Here is a 19,794-nt window from a genome sequence, read left to right as displayed (position 1 = left end):
TAATGGGGTGACGAGGGCGGCGGCACAAGCCGCGCCCCGGACGGCGGGAAGGTGCGAAGCCTGTGAACGCGCACGAGTCGGTCCCCGAATCCCACGGCCACGCGCACCACCACCCGCACCCGGCCCGCGGCGGTCGCTCCCGGGCGGCCCGGCTGCGGCACCGCCTCGCGCACGCCGTCACCCCGCACAGCCACGAGGCCGCGGACAAGGTCGACGCCGCGCTGGAGAGCTCCCGCGAGGGCCTGCGCGCGCTCTGGCTCTCGCTCGCGGTCCTCGGCCTGACGACCGTGGTCCAGGCGGCGGTCTTCGTGCTCTCCGGCTCGGTGGCGCTGCTCGGCGACACCCTGCACAACGCCGCCGACGCGCTGACCGCCGTCCCCCTCGGCATCGCCTTCGTCCTCGGCCGTCGGGCGGCCAACCGCCGCTACACCTACGGCTACGGCCGGGCCGAGGACCTGGCCGGGGTGGTCATCGTGCTCACCATCGCCGCGTCCGCGGTGCCCGCCCTGTACACCGCCGTCGACCGGCTGCTGCACCCGCGCGACGTAGCGCACCTGTGGGCGGTCGCGGCCGCCGCGCTGGCCGGTTTCGTGGGCAACGAGTGGGTGGCCCGCCACCGCATCCGCACCGGCCGCCGGATCGGCTCGGCCGCCCTGGTCGCCGACGGGCTGCATGCCCGCACCGACGGCTTCACGTCCCTGGCGGTGCTGCTGGGTGCGGGCGGTTCCGCACTGGGCTGGCGGGCCGCCGACCCGGTCGTCGGCCTGCTGATCACCGCCGCGATCCTGCTGGTCCTCAAGGGCGCCGCCCGCGAGGTGTTCCGGCGGCTGATGGACTCGGTGGACCCGGCGCTGGTGGCGGCCGCCGAGGCGGCGCTGAGGGCGGTGCCCGGGGTGCGCGGGGTGGGGCAGTTGCGGATGCGCTGGATCGGTCACACCCTGCGGGCCGAGGCGGACATCGTCCTCGACCCGCGGCTGACCGTGGCCCGCGGCCACCGGATCGCGGTGGCCGCCGAGCACGCGCTGATCCACGGCGTGCCGCGGCTGACCGCGGCCACCGTCCACCTCGACCACACCCCGGAGGACGGCGCCGCGGATCCGCACGCGGCGCTGGACCACCACGCCGCGCCGGCCCGGGGTCGGCCCGCGCCGGCTCAGCTCAGGATGGGGATCAGCCCGAGTCCGAAGACCACGTAGAAGCCGGCCGCCAGGGCCAGCCGCCGCGGGGTGAGCCGGTGGGCGCGCATGGTCAGCAGGAGGTAGCCGATCGCGACCATGGTGATCAGGCCGGACCACAGCAGCGCGGTGTCGAAGTGCCAGCTGGTGAAGAGCAGTCCGAGGCCGCTGGGGACGGTCGCCTGGATCATCATGGCACCGGAGATGTTGGCCAGCGCCAGCTTGGTCTTGCCCTGCCGCACCCAGATCACCGCGTTCATGATCTCCGGCAGCTCGGTGGCGACCGGGGACAGCAGCAGCGCGGTGACCGAGGCGGAGAGTCCGAGCATCGGGCCGATGGCATCCAGCTGGTGGACGAAGAGCTGCGAGGCGAAGAAGATCACCACCAGGGTGACCAGGGTCTGGGCGACGACCGCCCAGGTCGCCGGGGACTCGGCCTTCGGCTGGAACTTCAGCGGCTCCAGCTCGGCACCCTCCTCGTCGTCCTCGTGGTCGCCGCGGATCTCGCGCCAGAAGTACAGCGCGTACACCGCGAAGAACGCCACGCCGAGCACCGGCTTGAAGGCGAAGGCAACCAGGCCGAGCACGACCTTGACGACGAAGACCGGCAGGAACCACGTCTGGTCCTTGGCCAGCCGCCGCATGTCCCGCTCCGTGCCGAGGGCCTCCCCCGGCCGCTCCGCGGTGGCCGTCCCGCCGCCCGCGCCGGCGGAGCCGCCGGCCGCGACCTCGGCGCGCCGCCTGCGCCGCTGGAGCAGCAGCATCACGCCGGTCACGCCGTACGCCACGGTGGCCAGCGCCAGCGGGCCGCCCATCGCGGCGCCGACGCCGATGTCCTTGGCCTCCGGGGTGGCGCCGGTGGTCACCGCGACCAGCGTCACCACGGACTCCGGCAGGGCGGTGCCGAAGGCGGCCAGGATGGTGCCCACCGCCATCCGGCCCACGTTGAGCCGCTCACCGAGCCATTCCACGGCGTTGACGAACCACTCGCAGGAGAGGTAGATCGCCACCGCGCACGCGATGAGCAGGACGAAATGCAACACGCTGATCGTCAGCCTTTCCGCACCGGCGGGCATCGAGGGCGACCGGCGTGGGAGCGGCGGACGGCTTCGACCCCGCCGACGCGTTCGAATCGTCGACAAGGGGCCGAAGGTCTCGCCCGCCCGCACCGTGAGGCGCGGGCCCGGCCACCGGGAGCCGCCTGCGGCTCCAGTGTGTCGACGACCGGTTTGCGGGGCTACTCCCCTTCGCAGCCCCCCACCCTACACACCACGGGCACACCACGGCCTCCGCACGGACGGCGGGGAGGCCGGGGAGGCCGGGGAGGCCGGCCGGGATCAGCCGGACTGCTGGAGCCGCCGGAGCGACGCGGCCAGTTCGTCCACCTCCTCCGGGGTGTTGTAGAGGGCGAGCGAGGCGCGGGCCGCGCTCTCCAGTCCGTAGTGGGCGAGAGCCGGCTGGGCGCAGTGGTGGCCGGCCCGGACCGCGATCCCGTCCTGGTCGAGCCACTGCGCGATCCGGGCCGGGTCCTGGCCGGCCAGGGTGAAGGTGAGCACCGCGATCCGGTCGGGGGCGGAGCCGATCAGGTCCAGGCCGGGAACCGCGGCCAGTGCCTGTCGGGCGTGGCCCAGCAGCTCCGTCTCGTACGCGGCGACGGCGGACCGGTCGAAGCCGGTCAGCCAGTTGATCGCGGCGAGCAGGCCGACCACGCCGGCGATGTGCCCGGTGCCGGCCTCCAGGCGGTGCGGCACGGGCGCGTACGTGGTGCGGTCGAAGGAGACCGAGTCGATCATGTTGCCGCCGCCCTGCCACGGTGCCATCTCCGCCAGGACCTCCGGCTTGGCGTACAGGGCGCCGATGCCCGTGGGGGCGAACAGCTTGTGGCCGGAGAAGACGTAGAAGTCGGCGTCGAGGTCCTGCACGTCGACCGGGAAGTGGGCCACCGCCTGGGCGCCGTCCACCAGGACCTTGGCCCGGTAGCGGTGGGCGAGCGCGGTCATCTCCTTGACCGGCGGGACGGTGCCGAGGACGTTCGACGCCTGGCCGAGCGCGACCAGCCGGGTCCGCATGGAGAGCCGGTCGGCGTAGGCGTCGAGGTCGATCTGCCCGTCCGGCCGCAGCGGAACCGGCACCACCCGGGCCCGGGTCTCCTTGGCCACCATCTGCCAGGGGACGATGTTGGAGTGGTGCTCCAGCACCGGCACCAGGATGTCGTCGCCGGGGCCGAGGTTGGCCCGCCCCCAGCTCTGGGCGACGAGGTTGATCGCCTCGGTCGTGCCGCGGGTGAAGACGATCTCGTCCGGGGACGCCGCGCCCAGGAAGCGGGCGACGGCGGTGCGGCCCGCCTCGTACGCCTCGGTGGCCTCGCGGGCCATCGTGTGCGCGCCGCGGTGGATGTTGGAGTTGCCCGCGCCGTAGAAGCCGGAGACCGCCTCGATGACCTGGCGGGGCTTCTGGGTGGTGGCCCCGTTGTCGAGCCAGACCAGCGGCTTGCCGTTGACGGTCCGGTGCAGGATCGGCACGTCGCGACGCGCGAACTCGGGTGAGAAGGAGGGCTGTTGGGAGAGGTGACGGCCCGTCGGTTCGGGGCCGTTCCAGGGGGTGCCGGCGGACTCGGGGGCCGGCGCGGGGGCACCGGTGCCGGCGCCGGACGCGGCCGCGGGCGCCGCCGGGACCGCGGCGGCGCCGAGGCCGGGCACCGCCGCTCCGGTCGTGGGGACGCCCGCCGCGCCGGTCCCGGCCGACGGGAGCCCCAGCAGGTCAGGCGTAGTCATGGTAGTGGGACACCTCGACGTTCTGGAGGACGGCGAGGGCGTCCTCGACGAGGACCGCGGCGTTGAAGTATGCGGTCATCAGGTACGAGGTGATGCCCTTCTTGTCGACGCCCATGTTCCGCATGGACAGGCCCGGTTCGATCTCGTCGGCGACGTTCGCCGGGCGCAGGCCGACCACGCCCTGCTCGGCCTCACCGACCCGCATCAGCAGGATCTCGGTGGTGCCGGTGTCCGCCCCGCCGGCGAACCGCACCTTGTCGGACGGGAGCAGCGGCACCCCGCGCCAGGTCAGCAGCGGGCTGCCGAAGCTGGTGTCGATCACCGGGGGCACACCCCGACGGGTACATTCCCGGCCGAACGCGGCGATGGTCCGGGGGTGGGCGAGGAAGTAGCCGGGCTGCTTCCAGACCCGGCTGAGCAGCTCGTCGAGGTCGTCGGGGGTGGGGGCGCCGTAGCGGGCCTGGACGCGCTGGCCGGGGGCGACGTTGCTGAAGAGGCCGTGCTCGGGGTGGTTGAGGAGGGCGTCCTCCTGTCGCTCGCGGAGCGCGTGCGCGGTGAGGTTGGCCTGGGTGCGGACCTGGTCCATGGTGCCGCTGTAGAGGTCGGAGACCCGGGTGTGGACGCGCAGCACGGTCTGGGCGAGGTTCATGTGGTACTCGCGGGGCGCGTCCTCGTAGTCGACGAAGGTCGCCGGCAGTTCGGGTTCGCCGGTGTGCCCGGTGCTGAGGTCGACGGGCACCTCGCTGCCCGGCAGTACGCCGTCCGCGGCGAGGTAGGCGTCGGTCGCGGCCCGCAGCGCCGGGTCGCGGTCGCCCAGGCGGGCCAGGGTGGCGCGGTCGAGGCTGAGCGCGGTGCCGGGGGTGAGCGCGGTGACCCGGTAGGGCATCGGGGCCGAGCGGGTCCAGGCGTCGAGGTCGAAGAACTGGCCGTCGCCGATCACTTCGAGCAGCGCGTCCTCGCCGTAGCGGCCGCGCGCCCGCTTCTCGGCGCGGCCCTGCACCACGACGAGCAGACGGTCCGTCACCTCGCCGCTCTCGGCGAGGACTTGACCGGCGTCGAAGGGCATCATCTGGAATGCACCGGCGAGTTCGGCCAGCAGGGCGTCGTCTGCCTCGCGCAGATACGGCAGTTCGCGCAGGTCACCGGGGATGACGCGGTGGGTCTCGCCGTCCTGGTAGGTGCTGATGCGGTCGTCGCCGAGGACGTAGGTGCGGCGGCGGTTGACGCGGAAGACGCCGGATTCGACGTCCACCCACGGCAGGGCGCGCAGCAGGTAGCGCGGGGTGATGCCGCGCATCTGGGGGGTGGTCTTGGTCGTGGTCGCGAGTTGCCGTGCCGCATCCGGGGCGAGCGTCATCCGGTCGTTCACAGGGGACCTCCATACGGGACCGAAGGCATGCCGGCCACCCGGCGCGGGGGCCGGCGACATGCGGGACACCGGGATGGTCGGGGCCGGAATATGCGGCCCGCAACGGCCCGTCGACGGGTCCGCGGCCGGAATCACTCGGAACCCAAAGCTCACCATGACGGAACTACGTGCGATTACCTTGCGTTGCACGGCCATCACGCCGCGTGGAATCGGCCTTCACGGGCCACCCGACGGGGCCTCGGGCGCCGTCCGCCGACGCCCGGGCACACTTCACAACCGACCAAATTTGCCCTCACAAAGCCGCTTTGTCATTCCAAAAGGAACGCTTATGAGGGCGCGCAACCGGTCGCTGCCCGAGGGCGCACAATGCTAAATATGGCGCGTGATGGAAAATTTCGAGCGAAAGAGACATTTCAGGCGTGATGTCGGGCGCCGTCTCCGCTCGGTGCTGAGCGTGCACAGCGTCGCGGGCCAGGTGCTCGTCCTACAGCTCGCCCTCGTCGTGCTGCTGGTCGCGGCCGCCGGGATCGCCCTCGCCCTCCAGGCCCAGCAGGCCAGCCTCCGGGAGGCCGAACAGCGTTCCTCCGTCGCCGCGCTGGCCTTCGCACACGCCCCCGGAACCGCCGCCGCGATGCAGTCCGCCGACCCCACCACCCGCCTCCAGCTCCGCGCCGAGGACGCCCGCCGGGAGGCCGGGCTCGACTACCTCGTCGCGTTCAGCCCGTCCGGGATCCGCTGGACCCACCCCGACCCCGGGCTGATCGGCAAGCACGTCCCCAGCGGCTACGGCCCGGCACTCGCCGGCCGGACCGTCACCTCCACCTCCTCCTCGGCGTTCGGCCGCGCCGTCGACACCACCGTCCCGGTCAAGGACGCCGGCGGCCGCGTCGTCGGACTGGTCGCGGCCGGCATCAAGGTGCAGCGCACCAACGAATGGGCCCTGCAACGGCTCCCGCTGCTGATCGGCTGCGCCGCCGGCGCCCTGGTCGTCGGGGTCTGCGGGACCGCCCTGGTGAGCCGCCGACTGCGACGGCAGACCCGCGGCCTGGACCCCGCCGAGATGACCCGGATGTACGACCACCACGACGCCGTCCTGCACGCCGTCCGCGAGGGCGTGCTCATCATCGGCAGCGACGGACGCCTGCTGCTCGCCAACGACGAGGCCCGCAGGCTGCTCGACCTGCCCGACGACGCCGAACGCCGCCGGGTCACCGAACTGGGCCTGGAACCGGGCACCGCCGCCCTGCTGGCCTCCGGGCGGGCCGCGACCGACGAGGTGCACCCCGCCGGCGACCGGCTGCTCGCGGTCAACATCCGCCCCACCGGCCCCTACGGCGGCCCGCCCGGCACCGCCGTCACCCTGCGGGACACCACCGAACTCCGGGCCCTGACCGGCAAGGCCGAGGTCGCCCAGCGGCGCCTGAAACTGCTCTACGACGCGGGCATGCGGATCGGCAGCACACTGGACGTCCGCCGCACCGCGGAGGAACTGGCCGCGGTCGCCGTGCCCCGGTTCGCCGACGTGGTCTCCGTCGAACTTCTGGAGCCGGTGCTGCGCGGCGACGAACCGACCGGGGAGCACGCGCCGATGCGGCGGCTGGCCGTCCACGGCGTACCGGAGGGCTCGGCGGTCTACCGCGTCGGCGAGCAGATCCGCTTTGTGCCCGGCAGCCCCATCACCGCCGGCATCGCCGACGCCCGCCCGGTCCTCGTCAGGGACCTGCGCGCCGAACGCGAGTGGCGGGAGCAGGACCCCGACGACACCGGCCGCATCCTGGACAACGGCATCCGCTCGCTGATCGCCGTGCCGCTGCGGGCCCGGGGCCTGGTGCTGGGGCTGGCCAACTTCTGGCGGGCGGCCGGCGCCGAGGTGTTCGGCGAGGAGGACCTGTCGTTCGCCGAGGAACTGGCCGCGCGGGCCGCGGTCTCCATCGACAACGCCCGCCGCTACACCCGCGAGCACGCCACCACCATCACCCTCCAGCGCAGCCTGCTGCCGCGGGCGCTGCCCGCGCAGTCGGCCCTGGAGGTGGCGCACCGCTACCTGCCCGCACAGGCCGGGGTCGGCGGCGACTGGTTCGACCTGATCCCGCTGCCCGGCGCCCGGGTAGCCCTGGTCGTCGGCGACGTCGTCGGGCACGGCCTGCACGCCGCCGCCACCATGGGCCGGCTGCGCACCGCGGTCCTCAACTTCTCCGCCCTTGACCTGCCGCCCGACGAACTCCTGGGCCACCTCGACGAACTCGTCAGCCACATCGACACCGACGAGGCCCGCCCCGGCGGGACGGGACCGGACGGGGACGACAGGAGCGGGGGCAGGGGCGGGGCCGCGGGCGACGAGGACCCGGCCGGGACGATGGCCGACGAGGCGTCGGCATCGGGCGGGGACACCTCCCTGGTCGGCGACGGCGTGGCCGGCATCACCGGCGCCACCTGCCTCTACGCCATCTACGACCCGGTCGGCGGCCGCGTCACCCTGGCCCGCGCCGGCCACCCGGGGCCGGCCCTGGTCCTCCCCGACGGCACGGTCTCCTTCCCCGAGGTGCCGGTCTCCCCGCCGCTCGGACTCGGGGGCGGGCTGCCCGTGGAGACCGTCGAGCTGGCCCTGCCCGAGGGCTCCCGGCTCGTCCTGTACACCGACGGGCTCGTCGAGGACCGCGAGCGGGACATCGACACCGGCCTGGAACTGCTGCGCACCACCCTCGCCGACGGCCCGGACCGCTCCCCCGAGGAGACCTGCACCGCCGTCCTGGACGCCGTGCTGCCCGCCGACCCCAGCGACGACATCGCCCTGCTGGTGGCCCGCACCCGGCTCCTGGACCGGGACCGGATCGCCGAGTGGGAGGTCCCCTCCGACCCCGCGGCGGTCGGCCCCGTCCGCTCCGCCTGCATGCGCACCCTGGAAGCCTGGGGGCTGGGCGGGATCGGCTTCACCACCGAGCTGATCCTCAGCGAGCTGATCACCAACGCCATCCGCTACGGCGCCCAGCCCATCCGCGTCCGCCTCCTCCACGACCGCGCGCTGGTCTGCGAGGTCTCCGACGGCACCAGCGCCTCCCCGCACCTGCGGCGGGCCGCCACCACCGACGAGGGCGGGCGCGGGCTGTTCCTCGTCGCCCAGTTCGCCCAGCGCTGGGGGACGCGCTACACCCCCGACGGCAAGGTCATCTGGACCGAACAGACCCTGGACGCGGCACCGCCACCGGGCGACGCCGGGAACGACGGCATCGACACGCTCCTCGACCAGTGGGACGAGACGGCCTGGTGAGACGGGTCGGCACCTACCGCCGTCCGCCCGGGAGGCGCCGGGCCGGCCCGTGCCTCAGTCGGCGCCGGCGCGCCGATCCCGGGCCGTCCGGGCGGCGCGGAAGGCCACCGCGCACCCGGCCGCGGCCAGGCCGGCGCCCGCCAGGACCCACAGGCTCGTCCGGTCGGCCGGCTGCCAGCCGAGTTCCGCGTGCCGGTGCACCACGAAGCCGTCGTAGAACAACCAGGAGACGGCGACCACGGCGGGGACCATGAGGGGCCGGGCCGCGGCCGCGACGGCGACCGTCAGCAGCGCGAACACGGCGAGCGAGAAGGCCGGATGGGCGGCGGCCCGGCCGGTCGCCAGCAGCGCGGTCACGGCAAGGGCGGTCAGCGCCGCGCCGACCGGCAGCGCGAGTTCGCGGCCCAGCTCGTCGGCGGGCCGCCGCGCACCGGCCACCGGCCCGAGCGGAGCGCCGGACGTACCGGACGCCGCCGGTCCGGGGCCCGGGGCGGGCGGCGGGAAGCGCGGGACGGGCAGCGGATGGGCGGGGACGGGGTGGTGAGCGGTGGCCATGAGTGCACCTCCTGGGACCTGTTGCCAGGGTGCGCGGACCGGGGGCCGGGGGAAGCCCCGGGCGGGGAACTTAACGCGGTGCCTACGGGCCGGGGGATATTTCTGACGCATCCCTGACGTCACGGGAAGGGCAGCGGGAAGGACACGAGATGGTCCCGGACGCGCCCCGGACGCCGAGTGGCGCGGAAGTGTGTTGCATACTCGCTCCTCGTTGCCCGGCACACCGGACGACGACCGGTGGCGAAAGCGACAAAAGGCGGCAGGAAGAGAGAGTTGGACGGAATCGGCCTTTATAGGGGTAGGCCGCCCATATGCCGGATTGGGCGCTTTCGGAGCGGCCTCCGCGGCGCCCGATGCGACGCCGCGTTCCGCCCACGCCCCCGCCCGGCCCGCACGTGGACCGCGCGGCCGGAACCCCCTCGACAGACCCGCACCCCTCGACCCACCACCCGACCGACATCCGTGACCGTCGGCGGGCCGAACCACGATCGGCAGGACGTAGCCGCATGACCAGTACCCAGGTGGACCCCACTCCGCCGCCGGCCGCCGCCCCGCCGAGGTGGCGGTCCTGGCTGCTGGACGGACTGAGCGAGCAGAGCGCCCGCCACCCCGGGCCGCACGGCACACCGCCCGCCGAGCACAAGGGCAACTCATGGTGGCGGGTGATGTGCCTGACCGGTGTCGACTACTTCTCGACACTGGGCTACCAGCCGGGCATCGCGGCGCTGGCGGCCGGACTGCTCTCGCCGTTCGCCACGCTGGTGCTGATCGCGCTGACGCTGCTGGGCGCGCTGCCCGTCTACCGGCGGGTCGCCAAGGAGAGCCCGCAGGGCGAGGGTTCGATCGCCATGCTGGAGCGACTGCTGCCCTGGTGGGCGGGGAAGCTGCTGGTGCTGGTGCTGCTCGGGTTCGCCGCCACGGACTTCGTCATCACGATGACGCTGTCGGCGGCCGACGCCTCGGCCCACGTCGTGGAGAACCCATTCGCCCCGGCCGCCCTGCACGGCGCCAACCTCTGGATCACCCTGCTGCTGCTCGCCGCGCTGGGCGCGGTCTTCCTCAAGGGCTTCCGCGAGGCGATCGGGATAGCCGTGGCGCTGGTCGGCGTCTACCTCGTGCTCAACGTGGTCGTGCTGGCCACCTCCGCCTGGCAGGTCCTCTCCCACCCGGTGGCCATCGGCAACTGGTGGGGCGCGATGACCGCCCAGCACTCCTCACCGCTGGCGATCGTCGGCGTCGCCCTGCTGGTCTTCCCGAAGCTGGCGCTGGGCATGTCCGGCTTCGAGACCGGCGTGGCCGTGATGCCGCAGGTGCGCGGTGACGCCGGCGACGACCCGGTCAAGCCGGCCGGCCGGATCAGGGACACCCGCCGGCTGCTGACCACCGCGGCGATCATCATGAGCGGCTTCCTGCTGCTGTCCAGTCTGGCCACCACCATCCTGATCCCGCAGAAGGAGTTCGCCCCCGGCGGTGCGGCCAACGGGCGCGCGCTGGCGTACCTGGCGCACCAGCACCTGGGCGAGGCGTTCGGCACGGTCTACGACATCTCGACCATCGCGATCCTGTGGTTCGCCGGCGCGTCGGCGATGGCCGGGCTGCTCAACCTCGTCCCGCGCTATCTGCCGCGCTACGGCATGGCGCCGGAGTGGACCCGGGCGGTGCGCCCGCTGGTGCTGATCTTCATGGCCATCGCGTTCGGGATCACGTTCGTCTTCGACGCCAGCGTCGACGACCAGAGCGGCGCCTATGCGACCGGTGTGCTGGTGCTGATGCTCTCCGCGTCGTTCGCCTCGACCGTCGCCGCCCGGCACCGCGGCCACCGGGGCGCGGCCATCGGCTTCGGCACGATCACCCTGGTCTTCGGCTACACCCTCGTCACCAACGTCATCGAGCGGCCGGACGGACTGAAGATCGCCCTGCTGTTCATCCTCGGCATCCTGCTGACGTCGTTCGCCTCGCGGGTGCACCGGGCCTTCGAACTGCGCGCCGCGGACGTGGTGTTCGACGAGGCCGCGGAGCGGCTGATCGACGAGGCGATGACCGCCGGCCCGCTGCGGTTGATCGCCAACGAGCCCGACGAGCGCGACGCGGCGGACTACCGGGAGAAGGAGTACAGCCAGCGCGAGGAGACCCACATCCCCGACGGCGGGCCGGTGCTCTTCCTGGAGGTGCTCGTCGAGGACTCGTCGGACTTCACCGCGGAAGCGCAGGTGCACGGCGTGGAGGAGTACGGCACGCGGATCCTGCGGGTGCAGGGCGCGGGCGTGCCGAACACCATCGCGGCGGTGCTGATGCAGCTGCGGGAGCGGACCGGCCAGGTGCCGCACATCTACTTCAACTGGACCGAGGGGCATCCGCTCAGCCATCTGCTGCGGTTCCTGGTCTTCGGTGACGGCGAGGTCGCGCCGGTCACCCGCGAGGTGCTGCGCCGCGCGGAGCCGGACCTCAGCCGCCGCCCGCGGGTCCACGTCGGCTGACGCCGCCCGCTCCCCCGCCCCGCCTCGGCCGCCGGATCACTTCCGGCGGCCGAGCGCTTTGGCCCGCCCGTGCGCCCAGCCGGCGAGCACGACGCCGACGGCGGTGACGCCGAGATAGGCGGTCAACAGCAGCGGAAAGCCGGCGCCGAGCCATCCGAGCAGCCCGGTGTTCCCATGGTCGACCAGCAGCCGGACGGCCCCCTGACCGGCCAGCACCACCAGCACCGTTCCGGCCCCCTGCAGGATGTCGTACTTCATAACGCTCCTCGCACTCCTCACGACGTCACCCGACAACCCACCCCACGAACGCCACCGCCGACGCGACGTTGTGCCGCCCACGGGGACGTTACGAACGTATCAGCGCCCCCACCCCCGTATTAGGCTTCAGCCCTACCGATTTCGCTTTTCGTCACAGTATTTGCGAGGTGCCGAATGGGCTTGCAGCGTGCGGAAATTCCGCCGTCCCGCCGGGTGTGCGACGCCTGCGGAACCCCCCTTCCCCCACCCGGCCTGGGCCGCCCCGCCGTCTACTGCTCGCGCAGCTGCCAGGCCCGGGCCTACCGGCGCCGCAAGCACCCGCCGGCCCCACCGCCGACCGCCGAGGCGGGCCCGGCGACGGACCCGGCCGGCGGCGCGGCGGCGGCGAAGCGGCGGCGGATCATCGAGGCGGTGTGGCGCATCGCGGCGGAACGCGGGCTGCACGCCGCCAGCATCCGGGAGGTCGCCGCCGAGGGCGGGGTGTCGGTGCGCGCGGTGCAGTACCACTTCGCGGACAAGCACCGGCTGCTGGTGGACGCGCTCCGGTTGCTGCACGAGGAGAACGAGCGGATCGCCCGGTCCCGGATCCGCGTCGACCCGGCGGACCCGCGGGGCCTGCTGCGGGCCGTGCTGGACGAGTTCCTGCCGCTGGACGCCCAACGGGCCGCCGCGCTGCGGGTGTTCGCGGCGTACTACGCGCGCAGCCTGACCGATCCGGCGCTGGCCGCGGTGTTCCTGGCCGAGGAGCACCCGCTGGAGGACATGGTCGCGGGGCTCATCGCGGCGGCGCGGGACGCGGGGCGGACCGCGCCGGGGCTGGACGCGCGCCTGGAGGCCGACCTGCTGGTGGCGGCCGCGGTGGGACTGGGCGGCGATGTGCTGCACGGCCGGCGGTCGTTGGCCCAGGCACGGCGGGCGCTGGACTACCGGCTGGGGACGGTCTTCCCGGAGTGAGCGACAGGGGCCGCGGGAAGGGCGGGCGGGACCGGTTGGGGTGGCCCCGCCCGCCCGGGGCGGTCGGTGAGGTCAGCGCAGGGCTGCGTCCGGGTAGAAGTTGCGGGGGTGGCCGTTGGTGTCCTTGAGGCGGGCGAGGAGGCCGGCGGGGTACTCGATGAGCCAGTAGCTGGCGGCGGCCGTGACGAGGGCGGCGACCAGGACGATCAGCAGGGCCCAGGGGAAGCCGGAGGTGCCCTGGGGCAGCAGGCCGGCGTTGTGGAGCAGGAGCATGACCGGCTCGTGCCAGATGAAGAGGCTGTAGCTGACCAGCCCGATCGGGGTGAGCCAACGGGCCGACAGGAAGCGGTTCCAGACGGTCCGCCGGCGGATGTGCAGGGTGCTGAAGAGCAGCAGCACCCACAGCGCGGAGGCGATCGGGTGGTAGTAGGTGAAGGTGAAGCCCTCCGCGTCGGACTGGAGCGAGAGGCAGAAGAGGCCGGCCAGCGCCAGGGCGGTCAGCGGCAGCGCGGCGCGCCGGGGAAGCCGGGCCCGGTCGCCGAGCGCGGCCAGCGCCACCGCCAGTCCCATGCCGGCCGCGAAGCCGCCGAAGCGGGCCTGCGGGCCGAAGTAGGCGACCCAGTCGGTGTGCGGGATGTCCAGGGCGTAGTGCGCGACGGTGATCCAGGCCAGCGGTGCGGCGAAGAGGAGGAGGCAGCCGGTCGCGCAGAGCGCCACCCTGCTGCCGCGGCGGCGCAGGCGCCGGCAGGCGCGGACGGCGAGCGGGCCGAGGCCGACGAGGACGAGGTAGAAGAGCACCTCCAGGGAGAGCGACCAGGTCGGGCCGAGGGTGTAGAAGATCCGGTCCTGATCGAAGACGTGGGTGAACGTGAGGTGTTCGAGGAGGTCCCGCCACTCACCGGGGAGGGTGGGGTTGCGGGTGGCCCAGACGACCACGACGGCCAGGACGTAGAGCGGCAGGATGCGGATGGCGCGGCGGAAGAGGAAGGCGCGGGCCGGGCGGGTGGAGCCGCCGTCGAGGGCGGCTCGGGCATAGGACTGGGTGAGCAGGAACGCCGAGAGGACGAAGAAGATGTCGATGACTTCGAGGGAGAGGACGGCGTCGAGGGCCGGGTTGGTCACCGGCGGGTGGGTGCCGCGTGCGTCGTAGAAGGTGTACTGCTGCCAGACGTGGAAGGCGACGGTACTGAGCGCGGCGAGGCCGCGGAAGCCGTCGATGTCCCCGGTGGGGCGGCGGCGGGTCGGACTCCCGGGTGTGGGCGGCGAGTCGGTGGCGGTGGCGGTGGTGGTGGTCATCGGCGGGCCACCGCCTCGGCCGCCCGGGTGCGCGGGGTGACCCGCCACTGGCGGTCGCCGAGGGCCTCCTTGAGGTGGGCCTGGCGGGCGACCATGTTCTTGAAGTGGCTGTAGAAGACGGTCGACACCAGGAGGTAGGACCAGAACCAGCCCCGGCGCGCCCGGAGTTCGGGGACGGCCAGCCGCCAGGCGAAGAGGGCCTGGACGGGGCCGGCGGCGAGGGTGAGGAGCAGGGCGAGCACGCAGACCGGTACCGCCCAGTTGAGGTGGCCGGGCCCGCCGGTCTTCCACATGGCGTAGAGCAGGATCGGGAGGATCTGGAGGGTCAGCCAGGGCTGGATCTCGCGCCAGCCCAGCAGGACCAGCAACCCGACCTTCTGACGCAGCGTCAGCACGGGGGAACGCAGGCCGTTCCGGAGGTGTTTGAGGGAGACCTGGAGCCATCCCTGGGCCCAGCGGGAGCGCTGGTTCCACAGGGCGGTGAGGGTGGTGGGGGCCAGTTCGCGGGAGATCAGGGTGCGGTCGACGGCGATCCGGGCGCCCGTGGTGAGGGTGCGCAGGGTGGAGTCGATGTCCTCGGTGAGCATGGAGCCGTGCATCCGGGTGCGGGCGAGCAGGTCGGTGCGCCAGAAGCCGTTGGAGCCGCCGAAGACGCCGAAGTCGTAGAGCCGGGTGCGGCCGGGGTGGCTGACGGCGTAGATCGCCTCGAACTCGACGGCGACGAGCCGGGCCACGCGGGAGCTGTCGCCGTTGCGGACGACGCAGTGGCCCTGGACGACGTCGTAGCCGTGGGAGAGCCAGTGCCAGGCGTGCCGGAAGGAGTGCGGGGCGGGGTGGTGGTCGGCGTCGAAGATGCCGACGAACTCGCCGCGGACGCGGGTGACCGCCGCGTTGACGTTCTGCGCCTTGGAGGTGCTGCCGGCGACGGGCAGGAGGACGAGGCGGGGGTCGCGGGCGGCGATCTCGCGGAGGGTGTCCTCGACGGGGAGCGGGTGCGGGGTGTTGTAGGCGAGGACGATCTCCAGCTCGCCGGGGTACTCCTGGCGCAGGAACGATTCGACGGTGTCGACGATGGTGGCCGCCTCGTTGGGGAGGTACGCGGCGATCACCGCGCTGGCCGCCGGGTAGGGGGCGCCGGGTCGTTGCGGCCGGGCCGGCGCGTCCAGCGCGTAGAGGCATTCCAGGACGATGAGCAGCGCGGAGAGCACCAGCCCGGCGACCACCGCCCAGTACATGCCGGAGCCGAGGTCCCAACCGGCCAGGTACGCCTGCTGGTAGAGGACGAACGGCACGCCGATGCCCAGGAGCAGCGCCAGGACCGGGGAGAGCGCGGAGAGCGCGGGGCGGAGCAGGGCGCGCAGCGGTGGCCGGCGGTGGCGGCCGGGGGTGCCGCGCATCCAGGGGGCGTGGCGGACGGGGCGGAGGTCGCGGTGGCGGAGCGCCTCGCGGGCCGCGTCGCGGGCCCGGTCGACGGCGTCGGCGGCGTCGGCGGCCTCGGCGAGCGGGAGCCAGCCGACGGCGGGGGTGAGGCGGACGTTCTCGTCGGCGACGACGAAGCGGGTGCCGGCCGCGGTGGTGGCGAGGGCGCTCAGGCCGCGTACGGCGGTCTCCTCGTCGATGCCGGGGAGCAGCATCAGCAGGTGGCCGTCGTCGTCGCGGCCGAGCCGGTCGCAGGCGCCGCCCAGTTTCTCGGCGACCGCGGCCAGCCGTTCGGCGATCTCGCGGCGGACCCGGGGGCCGAGCCGCTCCTCCAGGGCGGCGAGTTCGGCGACCGCGATGACGGCGAGGACACCGTGGTGCCGGGCGGCGTCCGGGCGCTTGAGTTCGCGGTCGAGTTCGTCGAGGAAGTGGGGGCGGGAGTAGAGGCCGGTGCGCGGGTCGCGGAGCAGGTGCTCGACGGGGACGGGGACGCGGCGGAGCTTGGCCTCGATGCGGGCGGAGAGTTCGTCGGGGTCGGATGCCTCGGATATGCAGTCGTCGGCTCCCCGGCGGAGCAGGTCGGCGACGCCCGTGGGGCCGGGGGCGCCGGTGACCATGAGGAGCGGCAGGGCGCGTCCGGCGGGGGCGGTGCGGACCTCGCGGATGACGTCGGCGCCGGTGTGTCCGGTGGCCGGTTCGTCGAGGGCGACGACGGCGTCCGGGGGTGTCTGGTGGAGGCGGGGGCCGGCCTCGCCGGGTGGTGCGTGGGTGACGTCGTGTCCGGTGGCGCGGAGGGTGTGGGTGAGGCGTTCCAGGCGTGGGCCGGGGGTGCCGACGACGAGGACGTGGCCGGCGGGGTGGGGGGCGGTGGGGGTGGGGTGGTCCGTGCCGCCGAGCAGGGCCGTGGGTGAGCCGCCCTGGGAGTGTGCGTGGTGCGAAGTGAGCACCTGAGGTGGTCCTTTCTGGCTGCGGGGCACGCGGAGGCCGGCGGTGGGGCGCCGGTGGCCGGGAGCCGGTCGGGCTCCTCGGGGCGGGCCGGACCCGGTGGCCACGCGGGCAGGGCGGAGCAACCGCCCTTGCGCGGCGGCGAGTTGGGCATGCCGGGTGGCCGGCGGTGAGGCGCCGGCGGCTCCGTGGTGCGCGCGATGCGGGGAGGGTGACGATCAGGCGGGCGCCGGGCGGCACTCGGGGGCGAGGGCCGGCGACGCGCAGTCGATTGTCAGATGCATGACAGCTGGAGAGGGCGCGCCGGGGTGCGTCTTCTCCCGGCGGGACGGGCGGCGGCGCGGTGGCACGCGGCCCCGGCGGGCGGCACGGCGGACGGCAGGCATCGGGCCGCACGGGGGCGGTCGAGCGCGTATCGCATAGGAAGGGTCCCATCCTGATCGGATCGTGGGGGGAGGACCGGATGTCTGGTGTACACCGACGGGCCCCGCTCGGCAAGGCCCGTAGGCACCCGCCAGCCTCGGCGACCACTGTGACGCGGCACCGTCATCCACGTAACGCCTTCATTACGTCCCGCCCTCGTGACGATCCCAACTGCCGCTACCACCCGGTAGACAGCGGCGCATCGGCTATACCCGGTGAGGAGAACCGGACTGGAGGTTCGTACGTCTGGCCGATCTGTTAACCTGCCCGCTCCTGGATGTTCCTCCATGTCCGCTCATTTCTCCTCCCCCCAGCACCCCCAACTCACCGGGTGCAACGAGGTGTCGCGTACGTGAACAGCGTTCCGTTCTCTCCCGCTCAGGCCCGCTCCGCACGGGCCCGAGTGGGCCTGACCACGAGTCAGGTCGCCCAGTCCATGGCGGCGTGCGGTGCGCCGGTGCGCCCCGAGGTGATCGAGGCGTGGGAGTACGGCTCCCTGCTGCCCACCGAGCCGCAGTTGTTCGCCCTGGCGGATGTGCTGTGGTGCCCGCCGGCGGTGCTGATGGGGGTGGAGCCGCGGACGCTGGCGGAGCACCGGCTGGCCCGGCAGTTGAGCGGGGAGCGGCTGGCGCAGCTGGTCGGGATGGCCCCGGAGGAGTACCACGCGGCGGAGGCGGCCAACGAGTGGCCCGGCGACTACCGGCAGACCAAGGCGCTGGTGGAGGCGCTGGGGCTGTCGCTGCGCAAGCTGATCGGGGTGATGGGGCGGGTCGAGGAGCTGGCCGGGCATCTGCGGGCGGCGATCGAGGGCCGCTGGAAGCCGCATGTCGGGCCGGTCACCGAGATCACCACGCTGAACCGGACGCGGGTGGGCGACGCGCTGCGCACCATGCACGCGGAGTTCGCGGACTTCTCCGAGCGGTACATGGCGCATGTGGTGGCGCGGAACGCCGATGCCCGGCTGAAGGAGATCGCGGCGGAGCGGTCGGCGTATCTGCGGCGGCTGGTGGACCACTTCTGGGAGCTGATCGGGGAGGCGGGCGAGGCGCCGCCGTTCAACTCGGTGCACTGAGGCGGCCGGACGGCGGGGCGGGGCCGGTGGTGGGCCCGCCCCGCACGTCCGGCCGGGGGCCGGTGCGCGGGGTGCCGCGCGGTCAGTAGGCGCCCGGCCCGAAGGCGTTCGGGGAGTGCGGCGGCGGGCCGGCCGGCGCCGGCCCGTCCGCGGCGGCCACGGCCTCGTCCTCGGGCTCGTCCGCCGCGAACTCGTCCCAGTCGATCTCCACCGACCTGCGGCGGGTGAGGACGTTGAAGATCAGGTTCAGCACGATGGCGGTCAGTCCGCCCAGGGTGATGCCGGAGTCGAGCACCGCCCGGAGGCCCTGCGGCATCCGCTCGAAGAACGGCGCGACCGCGGTGGGCAGGAACGCGGCGCCCAGACTCACCGCCAGGATCAGGGCGTTGCGCTCCTCGCGCAGGTCCACCTTGCCGAGGATCTGGATGCCGACCGCGGCGACCATGCCGAACATGGAGAGCGCGGCGCCGCCGAGGACCGGGTGCGGGATCGCGGCGACCACCGAGCCGGCCTTGGGCACCAGGCCCAGCACGACCATGAAGCCGCCGGCCGCGACCACCACGAACCGGCTCATCACCCGCGACATCCGCACCAGGCCGATGTTCTCGGCGAAGGCCACGTACGGGAAGGAGTTGAAGATGCCGCCGAGGACGGTGGCGACGCCGTCGGCGCGCAGTGCCCGGGCGACGGTGTCGTTGCCGACCTGCTTGCCGGTGATCTCGCCGATGGCGTAGACGTCGCCGGTGGTCTCCACCATCGTGATCAGCATGACGACGATCATCGCGATGATCGGGAACGCCTCGAACTTGGGCATTCCGTAATGGAACGGGGTGCTGACGCCGAACCAGTCGGTCCGGCCGACCCCGCTGAAATCGACGTCACCGAGCAGCCAGGCCACGGTCGTTCCGCCGACGAGTCCGAGCAGTACCGCGATGCTGCTCAGCAGCGGCTTGCCGATCCGCACGATCGCGAGAATCAACAGCAGGGTGCCCAGCGCGTATCCGAGGTTCTTCAGGTCGCCGAATTCCGGTTTGCCGGCCAACTGCGCGCCGCCGGCCGCGTCCTGGAGCGCCTGCGGGATGAGGGTGAGGCCGATGATGGTGAGAATCGTGCCGATGACGACCGGCGGGAAATACTTCACCAGTTTGCTGAAGAACGGGGCGAAAAGGAAAGTGGCGATTCCCGCGGTGATGACCGCGCCGTAGACCACCAGCAGTCCGGCGGTGCCGCCGCCCGCGCCCAGTCCGATGGCGATCATCGGGGAGACCGCGGTGAAGGTGACACCCTGGACAAGGGGCAGCCGGGCGCCTATCTTCCATATCCCGAACGCCTGGATGATGGAAGCGATTCCGCAGGTCAGCAGGTCGGCGTTGATGAGGTAGACGAGTTCCCCGCGGGACAGTCCGAGGGCGTTGCCGAGCATGATCGGGACGATGACGGCGGCCGCGTAGAAGGCGAGGACGTGCTGGAAGCCGTAGAGGGCGAGTTTGCCGAACGGCAGCACCTCGTCGACCGGATGGGCCCGCTGCCGGGGAAACTGCCGAGGGGATTTACGCGCGAGTCGTGCCATCTCTGCCTTGCCTTCACGAGGTAGGTGAATAAGAAGGAACCCGGGCCCGGTGGTGCGTTGCCCTGCAGGTGCGATGCGTCCCGGTTCGCCGGGGCATCCTTTGATCTGCGGACCGAAGTCCGGTAATTCCGTGGAATGCGCAGGTGCGGGCTCATCGGGGCGCTCACACTAGTTGACCTCCGTCGCTCCGCGCGAGTAACCAGGAGCGAGGGCGAGGAATGCGCCGTAAAATCTGAAAT

At 73.2% G+C, this 19,794-nt stretch carries 13 protein-coding genes; 5 read left to right on the top strand and 8 right to left on the bottom strand.

Annotated elements, in window-relative coordinates; all coding sequences use genetic code 11:
* The first annotated feature begins 62 nt into the window (after positions 1-62).
* Entirely contained in the window at positions 63-1,196 is a 1,134-nt protein-coding gene (locus tag K2224_RS36070; protein WP_221911317.1) for a cation diffusion facilitator family transporter, read from the top strand.
* Here the strand turns inward: K2224_RS36070 and K2224_RS36065 are convergent.
* The 3 genes from K2224_RS36065 to K2224_RS36055 all read right to left on the bottom strand — a co-directional run bounded on the left by K2224_RS36065 (position 1,154) and on the right by K2224_RS36055 (position 5,318).
* The gene (locus tag K2224_RS36065; RefSeq protein ID WP_221911316.1) at positions 1,154-2,218 is read right to left on the bottom strand and encodes a sodium:calcium antiporter; all 1,065 of its coding nucleotides are present in this window, start codon (positions 2,216-2,218) and stop codon (positions 1,154-1,156) included. The two genes, K2224_RS36070 and K2224_RS36065, sit on opposite strands and share 43 nt — an antisense overlap.
* 294 nt (positions 2,219-2,512) lie before the next feature.
* Entirely contained in the window at positions 2,513-3,949 is a 1,437-nt protein-coding gene (locus K2224_RS36060) for a cysteine desulfurase (RefSeq protein ID WP_221911315.1), read from the bottom strand.
* Positions 3,936-5,318: a family 2B encapsulin nanocompartment shell protein gene (locus tag K2224_RS36055; protein WP_221911314.1), complete on the bottom strand. Its 1,383-nt coding sequence runs from the start codon at positions 5,316-5,318 to the stop codon at positions 3,936-3,938. Before K2224_RS36055 ends, K2224_RS36060 begins: the two co-directional genes overlap by 14 nt.
* A gap of 445 nt (positions 5,319-5,763) precedes the next feature.
* Between K2224_RS36055 and K2224_RS36050 the strand changes: the two genes are divergently transcribed.
* Positions 5,764-8,586 carry a SpoIIE family protein phosphatase/ATP-binding protein gene (locus K2224_RS36050; protein ID WP_221911313.1) on the top strand — a complete coding sequence of 941 codons (2,823 nt, stop codon included), beginning with the start codon at positions 5,764-5,766 and terminating at the stop codon, positions 8,584-8,586.
* A gap of 54 nt (positions 8,587-8,640) precedes the next feature.
* On the opposite strand, the gene K2224_RS36045 is transcribed toward K2224_RS36050, so the two are convergent.
* Positions 8,641-9,141 carry a hypothetical protein gene (locus K2224_RS36045; protein WP_260693682.1) on the bottom strand — a complete coding sequence of 167 codons (501 nt, stop codon included), beginning with the start codon at positions 9,139-9,141 and terminating at the stop codon, positions 8,641-8,643.
* A gap of 506 nt (positions 9,142-9,647) precedes the next feature.
* Between K2224_RS36045 and K2224_RS36040 the strand changes: the two genes are divergently transcribed.
* Complete coding sequence (locus tag K2224_RS36040; RefSeq protein ID WP_221911312.1) at positions 9,648-11,618, top strand: amino acid transporter; 1,971 nt, start codon at positions 9,648-9,650, stop codon at positions 11,616-11,618.
* Positions 11,619-11,654: 36 nt separating this feature from the next.
* Here K2224_RS36040 and K2224_RS36035 read toward each other — a convergent pair whose 3' ends face one another.
* On the bottom strand, positions 11,655-11,876 hold the full coding sequence (locus tag K2224_RS36035; protein ID WP_221911311.1) for a hypothetical protein: 222 nt from the start codon (positions 11,874-11,876) through the stop codon (positions 11,655-11,657).
* A 174-nt stretch (positions 11,877-12,050) separates the two neighbouring features.
* Here K2224_RS36035 and K2224_RS36030 point away from each other — a divergent pair, with 174 nt between their 5' ends.
* On the top strand, positions 12,051-12,830 hold the full coding sequence (locus K2224_RS36030; RefSeq protein WP_221911310.1) for a TetR/AcrR family transcriptional regulator: 780 nt from the start codon (positions 12,051-12,053) through the stop codon (positions 12,828-12,830).
* Between the two features lie 72 nt (positions 12,831-12,902).
* On the opposite strand, the gene K2224_RS36025 is transcribed toward K2224_RS36030, so the two are convergent.
* Both K2224_RS36025 and K2224_RS36020 read right to left on the bottom strand, forming a co-directional pair.
* The gene (locus K2224_RS36025; protein ID WP_260693681.1) at positions 12,903-14,126 is read right to left on the bottom strand and encodes an acyltransferase; all 1,224 of its coding nucleotides are present in this window, start codon (positions 14,124-14,126) and stop codon (positions 12,903-12,905) included.
* Positions 14,123-16,492 (bottom strand): glycosyltransferase, encoded by a 2,370-nt coding sequence (locus K2224_RS36020; RefSeq protein WP_221911308.1) that lies wholly within the window; start codon positions 16,490-16,492, stop codon positions 14,123-14,125. Before K2224_RS36020 ends, K2224_RS36025 begins: the two co-directional genes overlap by 4 nt.
* An 857-nt stretch (positions 16,493-17,349) precedes the next feature.
* Between K2224_RS36020 and K2224_RS36015 the strand changes: the two genes are divergently transcribed.
* Positions 17,350-17,985 (top strand): transcriptional regulator, encoded by a 636-nt coding sequence (locus tag K2224_RS36015; protein ID WP_221912168.1) that lies wholly within the window; start codon positions 17,350-17,352, stop codon positions 17,983-17,985.
* A gap of 82 nt (positions 17,986-18,067) precedes the next feature.
* On the opposite strand, the gene K2224_RS36010 is transcribed toward K2224_RS36015, so the two are convergent.
* Entirely contained in the window at positions 18,068-19,555 is a 1,488-nt protein-coding gene (locus K2224_RS36010; protein ID WP_221911307.1) for a nucleobase:cation symporter-2 family protein, read from the bottom strand.
* Between the last annotated feature and the right edge of the window lie 239 nt (positions 19,556-19,794).

Source organism: Streptomyces sp. BHT-5-2 (genome assembly GCF_019774615.1).
GTDB lineage: Bacteria > Actinomycetota > Actinomycetes > Streptomycetales > Streptomycetaceae > Streptomyces.
Note: the sequence above shows the minus strand (reverse complement) of the source record. Positions and strands in the feature narration are given on the sequence as shown.

What these genes read in the sequence shown, in the direction of transcription:
- K2224_RS36045 (WP_260693682.1), bottom strand. Translation starts at nt 9,141, where the DNA reads ATGGCCACCGCTCACCACCCCGTCCCCGCCCATCCGCTGCCCGTCCCG.
- K2224_RS36030 (WP_221911310.1), top strand. Translation starts at nt 12,051, where the DNA reads ATGGGCTTGCAGCGTGCGGAAATTCCGCCGTCCCGCCGGGTGTGCGAC.
- K2224_RS36035 (WP_221911311.1), bottom strand. Translation starts at nt 11,876, where the DNA reads ATGAAGTACGACATCCTGCAGGGGGCCGGAACGGTGCTGGTGGTGCTG.
- K2224_RS36010 (WP_221911307.1), bottom strand. Translation starts at nt 19,555, where the DNA reads ATGGCACGACTCGCGCGTAAATCCCCTCGGCAGTTTCCCCGGCAGCGG.
- K2224_RS36025 (WP_260693681.1), bottom strand. Translation starts at nt 14,126, where the DNA reads ATGACCACCACCACCGCCACCGCCACCGACTCGCCGCCCACACCCGGG.
- K2224_RS36060 (WP_221911315.1), bottom strand. Translation starts at nt 3,949, where the DNA reads ATGACTACGCCTGACCTGCTGGGGCTCCCGTCGGCCGGGACCGGCGCG.
- K2224_RS36040 (WP_221911312.1), top strand. Translation starts at nt 9,648, where the DNA reads ATGACCAGTACCCAGGTGGACCCCACTCCGCCGCCGGCCGCCGCCCCG.
- K2224_RS36015 (WP_221912168.1), top strand. Translation starts at nt 17,350, where the DNA reads ATGGCGGCGTGCGGTGCGCCGGTGCGCCCCGAGGTGATCGAGGCGTGG.